The 12,272-nt window shown below is 60.0% G+C and carries 11 protein-coding genes; 8 read left to right on the forward strand and 3 right to left on the reverse strand.

Features of this window, described 5'->3' with window-relative positions:
• Positions 1 to 63: 63 nt before the first annotated feature.
• The gene (locus BSF40_RS00260) at positions 64 to 996 is read left to right on the forward strand and encodes a chemotaxis protein CheV (RefSeq protein WP_056853153.1); all 933 of its coding nucleotides are present in this window, start codon (positions 64 to 66) and stop codon (positions 994 to 996) included.
• Positions 997 to 1,041: 45 nt separating this feature from the next.
• Positions 1,042 to 1,869 (forward strand): protein-glutamate O-methyltransferase CheR, encoded by an 828-nt coding sequence (gene cheR / locus BSF40_RS00265; protein ID WP_095963679.1) that lies wholly within the window; start codon positions 1,042 to 1,044, stop codon positions 1,867 to 1,869.
• Between the two features lie 180 nt (positions 1,870 to 2,049).
• Here the strand turns inward: cheR and BSF40_RS32885 are convergent, their stop codons facing one another.
• Complete coding sequence (locus BSF40_RS32885) at positions 2,050 to 2,184, reverse strand: hypothetical protein (protein ID WP_256358753.1); 135 nt, start codon at positions 2,182 to 2,184, stop codon at positions 2,050 to 2,052.
• A 54-nt stretch (positions 2,185 to 2,238) separates the two neighbouring features.
• Here BSF40_RS32885 and flgB point away from each other — a divergent pair, with 54 nt between their 5' ends.
• The 4 genes from flgB to flgE are packed head-to-tail and all read left to right on the forward strand — an operon-like array spanning position 2,239 to position 5,194.
• Complete coding sequence (flgB, locus tag BSF40_RS00270) at positions 2,239 to 2,646, forward strand: flagellar basal body rod protein FlgB (RefSeq protein ID WP_095963680.1); 408 nt, start codon at positions 2,239 to 2,241, stop codon at positions 2,644 to 2,646.
• Positions 2,647 to 2,649: 3 nt separating this feature from the next.
• Positions 2,650 to 3,093 carry a flagellar basal body rod protein FlgC gene (gene flgC / locus BSF40_RS00275; RefSeq protein ID WP_007980123.1) on the forward strand — a complete coding sequence of 148 codons (444 nt, stop codon included), beginning with the start codon at positions 2,650 to 2,652 and terminating at the stop codon, positions 3,091 to 3,093.
• A 15-nt stretch (positions 3,094 to 3,108) separates the two neighbouring features.
• Positions 3,109 to 3,831 carry a flagellar hook assembly protein FlgD gene (flgD, locus tag BSF40_RS00280; RefSeq protein WP_095963681.1) on the forward strand — a complete coding sequence of 241 codons (723 nt, stop codon included), beginning with the start codon at positions 3,109 to 3,111 and terminating at the stop codon, positions 3,829 to 3,831.
• 31 nt (positions 3,832 to 3,862) lie between these two features.
• Complete coding sequence (gene flgE / locus BSF40_RS00285; RefSeq protein WP_095963682.1) at positions 3,863 to 5,194, forward strand: flagellar hook protein FlgE; 1,332 nt, start codon at positions 3,863 to 3,865, stop codon at positions 5,192 to 5,194.
• Between the two features lie 248 nt (positions 5,195 to 5,442).
• Here the strand turns inward: flgE and BSF40_RS00290 are convergent, their stop codons facing one another.
• On the reverse strand, positions 5,443 to 8,334 hold the full coding sequence (locus BSF40_RS00290; RefSeq protein ID WP_007980117.1) for a ribonucleoside-diphosphate reductase subunit alpha: 2,892 nt from the start codon (positions 8,332 to 8,334) through the stop codon (positions 5,443 to 5,445).
• 741 nt (positions 8,335 to 9,075) lie between these two features.
• On the opposite strand from BSF40_RS00290, the gene BSF40_RS00295 reads away from it, so the two are divergent.
• Both BSF40_RS00295 and BSF40_RS00300 read left to right on the forward strand, forming a co-directional pair.
• The gene (locus BSF40_RS00295; protein WP_007980115.1) at positions 9,076 to 9,798 is read left to right on the forward strand and encodes a response regulator; all 723 of its coding nucleotides are present in this window, start codon (positions 9,076 to 9,078) and stop codon (positions 9,796 to 9,798) included.
• Entirely contained in the window at positions 9,795 to 11,405 is a 1,611-nt protein-coding gene (locus tag BSF40_RS00300) for an ATP-binding protein (RefSeq protein WP_095963683.1), read from the forward strand. The genes BSF40_RS00295 and BSF40_RS00300 overlap by 4 nt, the downstream gene beginning before the upstream one ends.
• A 124-nt stretch (positions 11,406 to 11,529) precedes the next feature.
• Here BSF40_RS00300 and BSF40_RS00305 read toward each other — a convergent pair whose 3' ends face one another.
• Positions 11,530 to 12,255: a 4'-phosphopantetheinyl transferase gene (locus BSF40_RS00305; protein WP_218195145.1), complete on the reverse strand. Its 726-nt coding sequence runs from the start codon at positions 12,253 to 12,255 to the stop codon at positions 11,530 to 11,532.
• Positions 12,256 to 12,272: the final 17 nt, after the last annotated feature.

Genomic DNA, 12,272 nt, shown 5'->3' on the forward strand with positions numbered 1-12,272 from the left:
CCGTGCCGTTTAGTGATGAAGGCGCGTCGCAACAACACTTGGCGTTGGTGTAGGAGTCTGGGCATGGCTGGTGTAATGGATTCGGTAAACCAGCGCACGCAACTGGTGGGGCAGAATCGCCTTGAGCTGTTGTTGTTCCGTCTCGACGGCCAGCAGCTGTACGGGATCAACGTATTCAAGGTTCGGGAGGTGCTGCAATGCCCCCAATTGACGTTGATGCCCAAGTCCAGTCCTGTCGTGTGCGGTGTGGCGAACATCCGGGGGGCGACCATTCCGATCCTTGATCTGGCGATGGCGACCGGCTCCGGTGCGTTGAAGGACAAGAACAATCCGTTCGTGATCATCACGGAGTACAACACCAAGACCCAGGGTTTCCTGGTGCGCTCGGTGGAGCGCATCGTCAACATGAACTGGGAGGAGATCCATCCGCCACCCAAGGGCACCGGGCGCGATCACTACCTGACGGCGGTGACGCGGGTCGACAATCAGTTGGTCGAAATCATCGATGTCGAGAAGGTGCTCGCGGAAGTGGCTCCGACGCCGGAAGCGATTTCCGTTGGCGTGGTGGACGTTGAAACCCAGCACAAGGCGCTTTCGTTGCGCGTGCTGACGGTCGACGATTCCTCGGTGGCGCGCAAGCAGGTCACGCGTTGCCTGCAAACGGTCGGCGTCGAAGTGGTGGCGTTGAACGACGGTCGGCAAGCGCTGGATTACCTGCGCAAACTGGCCGATGAGGGCAAGAAGCCGGAAGAAGAGTTCCTGATGATGATCTCCGACATCGAGATGCCGGAGATGGACGGGTACACCCTGACGGCGGAAATCCGCAACGACCCGCGCATGCAAAAGCTTCATATCATCCTGCATACTTCGTTGTCGGGGGTATTCAATCAGGCGATGGTCAAGAAGGTCGGTGCCGATGACTTTCTGGCCAAATTCCGTCCTGATGACCTGGCATCCCGGGTAGTCGACCGGATCAAAGCAGCAGATATCAGCTAGGGGCCTGCGCCCCTGGCAGTCAACACGATTTAAGAGGCGGCATCATTGTCTACGGGTAATTTGGATTTCGAACAGTTCCGGGTATTCCTGGAAAAAGCCTGTGGCATTTTGCTCGGTGAAAACAAGCAGTACCTGGTCTCCAGCCGTCTCAACAAACTGATGGAACAGCAAGGCATCAAGTCTTTGGGGGCGCTGGTTCAGCGCATGCAGACCCAGCCGCGCAGCGGTTTGCGCGAACAGGTGGTGGATGCCATGACCACCAACGAAACCCTGTGGTTTCGTGACACCTACCCGTTTGAAGTCTTGAAGAACAAGGTCCTGCCCGAAGCGATCAAGGCCAGCCCCGGCCAGCGCCTGCGTATCTGGTCGGCGGCGTGCTCGTCGGGCCAGGAGCCGTATTCGCTGTCGATGTCCATCGACGAGTTCGAACGGGTCAACATGGGCCAGTTGAGGATGGGCGTACAGATCGTTGCCACCGACCTGTCCGGCACCATGCTGAACAACTGCAAGACCGGCGAGTACGACAGCCTGGCCATCGGTCGCGGTCTGTCGCCCGAGCGTCTGCAGCGTTATTTCGACCCGAAAGGGCCGGGACGCTGGGCGATCAAGGCGCCGATCAAGAGCCGGGTGGAATTCCGTTCGTTCAACCTGCTGGACAGTTACGCGAGCCTCGGCAAATTCGACATCGTGTTCTGCCGCAACGTGCTGATCTACTTCTCCGCCGAGGTGAAGAAGGACATCCTGTTGCGCATCCACAGCACGTTGAAGCCGGGTGGTTACCTGTTCCTCGGTGCTTCCGAAGCGTTGAACGGTTTGCCGGATCATTACCAGATGGTCCAGTGCAGCCCGGGGATCATTTACCAGGCGAAGTGATTTCGCTGGCGTCGGCAAAAAACGGGAGTCCTCAGGGGCTCCCGTTTTTTTATGCCTGCTGATTTCTCACGGGCACCACCTACTCCCTGTGGGAGCGGGCTTGCCCGCGAAGGCGTCGTGTCAGTCGATATCAACTTTGCCTGACACACCGCTTTCGCGGGCAAGCCCGCTCCCACAGGGTCAGTTGGTGTCTTCGTAAGCGGTGCCGAGCGGCAGAAAAGCGGCAGGCGGCGGAAAACCGTTGCCGCTTTTCTGGCATTGCCGCGTTGCCATGTCCGGCAAAGCCCCGGTTTCCGGGCTTTTTTGAATTGGCATGGGGCTTGCTAAGTTGATCCTACGAAAAATCAGGTCACCCGAAGGTTTCCCGACATGAGCATCAGCTTCGATAAAGCGCTCGGTATCCACGAACAAGCCCTGGGCTTCCGCGCCCAGCGTGCCGAAGTCCTGGCCAATAACATCGCCAACGCCGATACCCCGAACTACAAGGCTCGGGACCTGGACTTCTCGAAAGTGCTCGCCGAGCAGAACGAGAAAACCCAAAGCGGCACCTTCGCCTTGAACATGACCAACAGCCGTCATATCGAAGCTGAAGGCCTGGGCAATGGCGACGAGTCGTTGCTGTATCGCACGCCGATGCAACCGTCGATCGACCAGAACACCGTGGACGCTCAGCTGGAACAATCGAACTACGCGCAAAACGCGGTCAATTTCCAGGCCAGCTTCACCCTGCTCAATAGCAAATTCAAAGGGCTGGTATCAGCCCTGCGCGGAGAGTAAGCCATGTCTCTATCCAGTGTTTTCAACATTGCCGGTAGCGGCATGAGTGCGCAGACCACGCGTTTGAACACCGTCGCTTCGAACATCGCCAACGCCGAGACCGTCTCGTCGAGCATCGACCAGACCTACCGCGCGCGTCACCCGGTGTTCGCCACCATGTTCCAGGGCGGCCAGAGCGGCGGCAGCGACTCGCTGTTCCAGAGCCAGGACGCCGCCGGCCAAGGCGTGCAGGTGCTGGGTGTGGTCGAAGACCAGAGCAATCTCGAAGCGCGCTACGAGCCGAACCATCCGGCCGCCGATGCCAAGGGCTACGTCTACTACCCGAACGTCAACGTGGTTGAAGAAATGGCCGACATGATTTCCGCGAGCCGTTCGTTCCAGACCAACGCCGAAATGATGAACACTGCCAAAACCATGATGCAGAAAGTCCTGACTCTCGGTCAGTGATAAGGGGCGACTCAGATGAGTGTTACCGATTCCACCAGTGGTTTGAGCCTCAACGACATCCTGGCCAACTCTTCGATCAAGACCAACACCACGACTGACGGCCTCGCCTCGGCAGCCGGCAGCGCCTCGGGCAACCAGGCCCTGGGCAAGGATGCGTTCCTGCAGTTGCTGGTGACCCAGTTGAAAAACCAGAACCCGCTGGAGCCTCAGGACAACGGTGCGTTCGTGGCCCAGCTGGCGCAGTTCAGCAGCCTGGAAGGCATCACCACGCTCAACGATACCGTGAGCGGCCTGGCCAGCAACTACAACTCGTCCCAGGCCTTGCAGGCGTCGTCGCTGGTCGGCCGTTCGGTCATCGCCCCGGGCGACAAGGCTGTGGTCGATACCACCAAGAGCCTCAGCGGCACGGTGGTGGTGCCGTCTTCGGTGGCGTCCGCCACCCTGAAGATCACCGATTCAACCGGCAAGACCGTGCGCACCATCGACCTCGGTTCGCAGAAGGCCGGCAACGCCAGCTTCATCTGGGACGGCAAGAACGATGCGGGTGAGACGGTACCTGCGGGCACCTACACCTTCGGCGCCACGACCACGATCGATGGCCAGTCCGTCGCGTTGATCACCAACCTGCCCGCGACTGTCAACAGCGTGACCATCAGCCAGACCGGCGGTGAGTTGATGCTCAATCTGGCCGGGTTGGGCAGCGTTGCCCTGTCCAAAGTACAAACCATTGGTATGTAAAGCCGACTAACCCGGCATAAAGGAGTGGATGATGTCTTTCAATATCGGCCTTAGCGGTCTCTTTGCAGCCAACAAGCAACTGGACGTGACCGGCAACAACATCGCCAACGTCGCGACCACCGGTTTCAAGTCGTCCCGTGCAGAATTCGAAGACGTGTACTCGGCGACTCGCCTGGGCACCGGCAGCAATACCGTCGGCAACGGCGTGCGCCTGGCCAATGTTTCCCAGCAGTTCACCCAGGGTGACGTGAGCAACACCGGCAACGTGCTCGACATGGGTATCCAGGGCAACGGTTACTTTGTCCTGAACAACAACGGTTCGCTGACCTACACCCGTGCCGGTGCGTTCAAGACCGATAAGGACGGCTACGTCACCAACAGCGACGGTACTGCTCGCCTGCAAGGCTACGGTGTGGATTCCAGCGGCAAGATCCTCAATGGCGTGCTGACCGACCTGCGGATCGACACCTCCAACCTGGCGCCGAAGTCCACCAGCAACGTGTCGTCGACGATCAACCTGAACTCCACGTCGCCGGTGATCGACCAGACGGTTGCGGCCAACAAGTTCGATCCGTCCAAGACCGAGACCTTTACCAAGTCGTTCAGTACCCCGATCTTCGATACTCAGGGTAACCAGCACACCATGGATCAATACATGGTCAAGACTGGCGCGAACACCTGGGACACCTACACCCTGATCGATGGTCGCAACCCCGATGGCAGTGATCCCAAGGTTAGCGCTCCGATTGCTTCGACCATGTCGTTCGATTCCACCGGCAAACTGACTTCGGTCAGCACACCCGTGACGCCGCCAACCACGCCACCGACTTCGGTGATCAGCAGTGACCTGAAAATCACCAACTGGACTCCGGGCAGTGTCACCAATGGCGTCTGGACAGCCAACGGCGCAGCAGCCGATCCGGCTGGCTTGACCATCGCCATGGCCAACACCACCCAGTTCAACGCCGACACCGCGCGTTCGATTCCATCGCAGAACGGTTATGCCACTGGCCAGATCACCAACCTGACCATCGACGGCAGCGGTGTTCTGCTGGCCAACTTCAGCAACAACCAGACCAAGCCGATCGGCCAGATTTCCCTGGCCAGCTTCACCAACGAGCAAGGCCTGCAGCCGGTAGGCGGCTCCAGCTGGAAAGAAACCTACACCTCGGGCATCCCGGGCTACGATGCGCCGCAGACTGGCACCCTGGGTTCGATCGTTTCCAATTCCCTGGAAGAGTCCAACGTCAACCTGACCAACGAACTGGTCGACCTGATCAAGGGGCAGAGCAACTACCAGGCGAACGCCAAGACCATTTCTACCGAGAGCACCATCATGCAGACCATCATTCAGATGGCTTGATGCTGGGCCGCGTGGCATAAAAAGCCCCTCGAGAGAGGGGCTTTTTAGTGCTCGAAAGAAAGACCCGTAGGAGCGAGCTTGCTCGCGATGGTCTTGAGAACGACGCGTGTATTCAGGATGACCCCGTTATCGTTAACGACCATCGCGAGCAAGCTCGCTCCTACAGATGGGCAAAAGAAAAACCCCCGATAAACCAGAGGCTCATCGGGGGTTTTTAGTCAGCGCCATGCGGCGCTTGTCGGCTCAGCTTATTGGCAAGCTTCGCAATCCGGCTCGTCGATGGCGCAAGCCTTCGGCACTGGAGCAGGGCCGGCAGGTGCTGCCAGGACCGAATCTTCACCGTGGTTGCCGCCGCTGGAAACAGCGTTCAGCTTGCCGGTGTTGATGGTCGACTTCTCGGTGCTGGTCGCGGCCAGGGCACGGAGGTAGTAAGTGGTTTTCAGGCCACGGTACCAGGCCATGCGGTAGGTCACGTCCAGCTTCTTGCCCGAGGCGCCGGCGATGTACAGGTTCAGCGACTGAGCCTGGTCGATCCACTTCTGACGACGGCTGGCAGCGTCGACGATCCACTTGGTGTCCACTTCGAAGGCGGTCGCGTAGAGCTCTTTGAGTTCCTGCGGGATGCGCTCGATCTGCTGCACCGAACCGTCGTAGTACTTCAGGTCGTTGATCATGACCGAGTCCCACAGACCGCGAGCCTTGAGGTCGCGAACCAGGTACGGGTTGATCACGGTGAATTCGCCCGACAGGTTCGATTTCACATACAGGTTCTGGTAGGTCGGTTCGATCGACTGCGATACGCCGGTGATGTTGGCGATGGTCGCGGTCGGTGCGATGGCCATGATGTTGGAGTTACGAATGCCTTTCTGTACACGGGCGCGAACCGGTGCCCAGTCCAGGGTTTCGTTCAGGTCGACATCGATGTACTTCTGGCCACGGGCCTCGATCAGGATCTGTTGCGAATCCAGCGGCAGGATGCCTTTGGACCACAGCGAACCCTGGAACGTCTCGTACGAGCCGCGCTCGTCGGCCAGGTCGCAGGAAGCCTGGATCGCGTAGTAGCTGACCGCTTCCATCGACTTGTCGGCGAACTCGACGGCAGCATCGGAGCCGTAAGGGATGTGCTGCAGGTACAAGGCGTCCTGGAAGCCCATGATGCCCAGGCCGACCGGACGGTGCTTGAAGTTGGAGTTCTTCGCTTGCGGCACCGAGTAGTAGTTGATGTCGATCACGTTATCGAGCATGCGCACGGCAGTGTTCACGGTGCGTTGCAGCTTGGCGGTGTCCAGCTTGCCGTCGACGATGTGGTTCGGCAGGTTGATCGAGCCCAGGTTGCAAACGGCGATCTCGTCCTTGTTGGTGTTCAAGGTGATCTCGGTGCACAGGTTCGAGCTGTGGACCACGCCGACGTGCTGCTGCGGGCTGCGCAGGTTGCACGGGTCCTTGAAGGTCAGCCACGGGTGGCCGGTTTCGAACAGCATGGACAGCATTTTGCGCCACAGGTCTTTGGCCTGGATGGTCTTGAACAGCTTGACCTTGCCCGGGTACTCGGTCAGGGCTTCGTAGTACTCGTAGCGCTCTTCGAAGGCCTTGCCGGTCAGGTCGTGCAGGTCCGGCACTTCGGATGGCGAGAACAGGGTCCACTTGCCGTCATCGAAGACACGCTTCATGAACAGGTCAGGGATCCAGTTGGCGGTGTTCATGTCGTGGGTACGACGACGGTCATCACCGGTGTTCTTGCGCAGCTCGATGAACTCTTCGATGTCCATGTGCCAGGTTTCCAGGTAGGCACACACAGCGCCTTTGCGCTTGCCACCCTGGTTAACGGCAACGGCGGTGTCGTTGACTACTTTGAGGAATGGAACAACGCCCTGGGATTTGCCGTTGGTGCCCTTGATGTACGAACCGAGCGCACGAACCGGCGTCCAGTCGTTGCCCAGGCCGCCCGCGAATTTCGACAGCATGGCGTTGTCGTGGATCGCGTGGTAGATGCCCGACAGGTCATCCGGCACGGTGGTCAGGTAGCAACTCGACAGCTGTGGACGCAGGGTACCGGCGTTGAACAGGGTCGGGGTCGAAGCCATGTAGTCGAAGGACGACAACAGGTTGTAGAACTCGATGGCACGGGCTTCGCGGTCTTTCTCTTCGATCGCCAGGCCCATGGCCACGCGCATGAAGAAGATCTGCGGCAGTTCGAAACGCACGCCATCCTTGTGGATGAAGTAACGGTCGTACAGGGTCTGCAGGCCCAGGTAGGTGAATTGCTGGTCGCGCTCGTGGTTGATCGCCTTGCCCAGTTTTTCCAGGTCGAAGGAGGCCAGCTCAGGGTTCAGCAGCTCGTACTCGATACCCTTGGCGATGTAGGCCGGCAGCGCCTTGGCGTACAGGTCGACCATCTCGTGGTGGGTGGCGCTTTCGGCGACGCCGAGGAAGCCCAGGCCTTCGGCACGCAGGGTGTCCATCAGCAGGCGGGCGGTCACGAACGAGTAGTTCGGCTCGCGCTCGACCAGGGTACGGGCCGTCATCACCAGGGCGGTGTTGACGTCGGTCAGGGCCACGCCGTCGTACAGGTTCTTCAGGGTTTCGCGCTGGATCAGGTCGCCGTCGACTTCCTCCAGGCCTTCGCACGCTTCGGTGACGATGGTGTTCAGGCGGCCCATGTCCAGCGGCGCCAGGCTGCCGTCGGCACGGGTGATGCGGATCGACGGGTGCGCTTGTACCGGCTCTTCGGTGGTACGAACGGCACGTTCCTTGGAACGGGCATCACGGTAGATCACGTAGTCGCGAGCGACTTTCTGCTCGCCGGCACGCATCAGGGCCAGTTCGACCTGGTCCTGGATTTCTTCGATATGGATGGTGCCGCCCGATGGCATGCGACGCTTGAAGGTCGCGGTGACCTGTTCGGTCAGGCGGGCAACGGTGTCGTGGATTCGCGACGAGGCAGCAGCGGTGCCGCCTTCAACTGCGAGAAACGCTTTGGTGATGGCGACGGTGATTTTGTCATCGGTGTAGGGAACGACAGTGCCGTTACGCTTGATCACGCGCAGTTGGCCAGGCGCGGTGGCGGACAGATCCGAATTCGAATCAGCGGCCTGCGGCAAGGTGCCCTGCGGGTTCTCGCGAGTTGTGTCGGTTTGCATGGGGGAGTGTCTCCACATTCTCTATGTTTGTTTGGGCACCATCACGGTGCCCACCGTTCCGTCCTGAAGCACTACAACCGGCGAGCGCCGGGCATAACAACTTCGGGACAGTAGGAAGGGGGCTTTATGGGGCGCCGCTTCCATGCCGAAGTCTTTGGTCTCACGCCTTGGGCCTGAAACCTTGGTCCTTTGCAGGTGACAGTTGGGACTGCAACACCCGTACCGTTTTCACCACTCGGGGCCGAAACACAGTAGCCATCCGCATGCGCGGTTTGGTCTTTCGAAAATACGTTTGGTTCAACCGGACAGAGGCAATAAAAGCGCTTGAAATTGGTGTCTGGTTTGTGTTTGGTTTTTCGCGCAAAACCCCATATCTAGGGTTTTTTTTGCGCCGGGCTACAAGATAATGCGTTTTAGGGGGGGATTGCAACGTACTACCTGTGGATAAACCTGTGCGTAAATTGTGTGTGAAAGAGGGAACCAGCGTGTAGGCCGCGACGCTGCTGGACCGGACCTTTTTTCAGCGATTTTCTGCGATCGAAAGCGGTCGGTCGGATTTTTAAGGGCGCGAACCCTATCACAAAAAACCGCGTTGTCCGAACGCATTTACCCGCTTGTGTTCTCGACGGGCGGCGTTTATACATTCGGCCCAGCGTGTATACATATTTGTCCCCCCCGAATCATTACAAAAAAACGGGCGGATCCTTCCTTATTAGTGGTTTTGGCAAGCAGAGGTCACCCGTGGAGCAAGAAGCCTGGCAGGTATTGATTGTGGAGGACGACCAGCGACTGGCCGAACTGACCCGCGACTACCTGGAAGCCAATGGCCTGCGTGTGTCGATCGAAGGGGATGGTGCCCTCGCTGCGAACCGCATTATCAAGGAGCAACCGGACCTGGTGATTCTCGACCTGATGCTCCCCGGTGAAGATGGCCTGAGCATCTGCCGCAAGGTTCGCGCCCGTTATGACGGCCCGATCCTGATGCTCACCGCCCGCACCGATGATACCGACCAGATCCTCGGCCTGGACCTGGGGGCTGACGACTATGTCTGCAAACCGGTACGCCCGCGCCTGCTGCTGGCACGCATCCAGGCCCTGCTGCGCCGTAGCGAAACCCCCGAAGTCGCCCCGGAAAAACAGCGGCGTCTGCAGTTCGGCCCGCTGATCGTCGACAACGCCTTGCGCGAAGCCTGGTTGCAGGGCAACGGCATCGAGCTGACCAGCGCCGAATTCGACTTGCTCTGGCTGTTGGTGGCCAATGCCGGGCGCATTCTCTCCCGGGAAGAGATCTTCACTGCGCTGCGAGGTATCGGTTATGACGGTCAGGACCGTTCCATCGATGTGCGCATCTCGCGCATCCGCCCCAAGATCGGCGATGACCCGGAGCATCCACGGCTGATCAAGACCGTGCGCAGCAAAGGCTATCTGTTCGTTCCCGAGGCTTGCGTAGACCAGACCCTGTGAACTCGATCTTCCTGCGTATCTATGGCGGCATGTGTGCCGCGCTGATTCTGGTGGCGGTGCTCGGTGTGCTGGCCTTGCACCTGCTCAATCAGGTGCGCAGCGAGCAATACCGCGAGCGCCTGGCCCATGGCACGTTTTCGCTGATGGCCGACAACCTGCAACCGATGAACCCGACCGAGCGCCATCGGGCCTTGCTGGTGTGGGGGCGGTTGATGGGCATTCCTCTGGCGTTGAAAACCTTTGCAGAGACTGACCTGGACCTTACCCAGCGCACTCGTGTGTTGCGCGGCCAGGCTTTGGTGGAGCAGACCGGCCCGCACGCGGCGAAGGTCTACAAGCTGGTCAGCGACAAGGAACAGTTGATGCTGACCGGGGAAGTGCAGCAGATCAGCGAGCAACTGGCCCGGGCGACCATCTACCTGTTGACCGATGAGCTGGTGCGTACCCCCGTTGCCGATCAGCCCCTGCGTCTGGCGCAATTGAAGCAGGACAAGGGCTTTGGCTTCGACCTGCGGCTGGTCACGGTTGACGAGGCGGACATGGACGAAGACCAGAGCCGCCGGGTGTCCGAGGGCGACACCGTGATGGCGCTGGGCAAGGAGGGCGATTCGATCCGGGTGTTTGCCGGCATGGTCGGCACGCCGTGGGTCCTGGAAATCGGCCCGTTGTATCAGATGAATCCTTATCCCCCGCAATGGCTGGTGCTGATCGCCGCGCTGGGCCTGACGCTGATCGGTTTGATCGTTTATCTGTTGGTGCGCCAGCTCGAGCGGCGTTTGCGTGGCCTGGAGGCCGCCGCCACGCGCATTGCCCAGGGCAGCCTGGAAACCCGCGTGCCGGCGCGTGGCGCGGACTCGGTGGGACGGCTGGCCTCGGCGTTCAACGGCATGGCCGAGCACTTGCAGCAGTTGTTGGCGATCCAGCGCGAACTGGTGCGCGCGGTGTCTCACGAATTGCGCACGCCGGTGGCGCGCCTGCGCTTTGGCCTGGAGATGATCGGCTCGGCCACCACGCCGCAAGCCCTGGAAAAATACTGCCAGGGCATGGATAACGACATCGAGGATCTCGACCGGTTGGTGGACGAGATGCTGACCTACGCGCGGCTCGAACAGGGTTCTCCGGCACTGAACTTCCAGCGGATCGATCTGGATGCCTTGGTCAACCAGGTGATTGAGGAACTGGCGCCGTTGCGTGCCGATGTCACGGTACAGCGGGGTTTGTGCCTGTCGGCCGCTGATAACGACGATGCCTGGGTCGAGGCCGAACCGCGTTATCTGCACCGGGCGATCCAGAACCTGGTGAGCAATGCCATGCGCCATGCGCAATCACGGGTGACCATCAGCTATCAGGTAGGGCAGCAACGCTGCCGGGTGGATATCGAGGATGACGGACCGGGGGTGCCGGAGTCGGCGTGGGAGAAGATCTTCACGCCGTTCCTGCGTCTGGACGACAGCCGCACCCGTGCGTCGGGCGGGCATGGGCTGGGGTTGTCGATCGTGCGGCGCATCATTCATTGGCACGACGGGCGTGCGTTGATCGGCAAGAGCAAGAGTCTGGGTGGGGCGTGTTTCAGCCTGAGCTGGCCGCGTAATCAGGAGAAGCGTTGAGATTTCCGGTGAATGTTCAACCGCTTTCGCGAGCAAGCCCGCTCCCACAGGTTTTGTGTCGTACACAAGTCAACTGTGGGAGCGGGCTTGCCCGCGAAGGGGCCATACCAAGCACCGAAAACTCTCAGGCCTTGATACTGACCAGACTCAACAACTGCCCATCCTTGACCCCGAACTGAGCATCCAGCTCGGTGCCGTTGCGCCATTCGCGGGACAAATCCGTGAGCAGTCGCAACCGCACCTCACCCGACTCACGCCACTCCAGCACTTCGGCGTGTTCGAAATAAAACCGTTGCTGAACGATCGGATAGAGTGCCTTGAACAGGCTTTCCTTGACCGAGAACGTCAGGGTCACCAGCAACGCCCGTTGCTCGCGAGGACCGAGCGCCATGCGCTGTAGCTCCGGCGGGTTGAGGATTTCCCCGGCCAGGCGTTCGGCGCGCTCGACATTGAGCAGGTTTTCCAGGTCCATGCCCAGGCCGCGCCAATGGCTTTTGTTCGCGACAATCGCCGCGGCCCGGCCCGTGCTATGGGTGATCGAACCCGTGATATGAGCAGGCCAGACCGGTGCCCGGTCTTCACCAATGGCCGGAATGACGCTCAAACCTTCCAGACGCTGTAACGCGGCCCGGGCACACACCCGCCCGGCGAGAAACTCCGCCTGCCGCTTGGCGACAGAGCGCTGAATGCTCGCCGGTACTTCCACTGCACTGCGCTGAAAGTCATCGCTGGCCAGTCGGGCGCTATCGAAGTGAGTGCTCAGCAGGACCGTATCGGGCAGCACCAACGGCAGCGGCCAGTGGTCATCGAGGGGGGTGCAGCAGACGGGCAGGGCGGGGGTTGAATTCATGTCAGGCATTTTGCCGG

Source organism: Pseudomonas sp. ACN5, assembly GCF_002303975.1.
Classification (GTDB): Bacteria; Pseudomonadota; Gammaproteobacteria; order Pseudomonadales; family Pseudomonadaceae; genus Aquipseudomonas; species Aquipseudomonas laurylsulfatiphila.

Excerpts from the sequence above, each read along its gene's own strand:
- BSF40_RS00260 (WP_056853153.1), top strand. The coding sequence starts at position 64 with ATGGCTGGTGTAATGGATTCGGTAAACCAGCGCACGCAACTGGTGGGG.
- BSF40_RS32885 (WP_256358753.1), bottom strand. The coding sequence starts at position 2,184 with ATGCCAATTCAAAAAAGCCCGGAAACCGGGGCTTTGCCGGACATGGCA.
- flgB (WP_095963680.1), top strand. The coding sequence starts at position 2,239 with ATGAGCATCAGCTTCGATAAAGCGCTCGGTATCCACGAACAAGCCCTG.
- flgC (WP_007980123.1), top strand. The coding sequence starts at position 2,650 with ATGTCTCTATCCAGTGTTTTCAACATTGCCGGTAGCGGCATGAGTGCG.
- flgD (WP_095963681.1), top strand. The coding sequence starts at position 3,109 with ATGAGTGTTACCGATTCCACCAGTGGTTTGAGCCTCAACGACATCCTG.
- flgE (WP_095963682.1), top strand. The coding sequence starts at position 3,863 with ATGTCTTTCAATATCGGCCTTAGCGGTCTCTTTGCAGCCAACAAGCAA.
- BSF40_RS00290 (WP_007980117.1), bottom strand. The coding sequence starts at position 8,334 with ATGCAAACCGACACAACTCGCGAGAACCCGCAGGGCACCTTGCCGCAG.
- BSF40_RS00305 (WP_218195145.1), bottom strand. The coding sequence starts at position 12,255 with ATGAATTCAACCCCCGCCCTGCCCGTCTGCTGCACCCCCCTCGATGAC.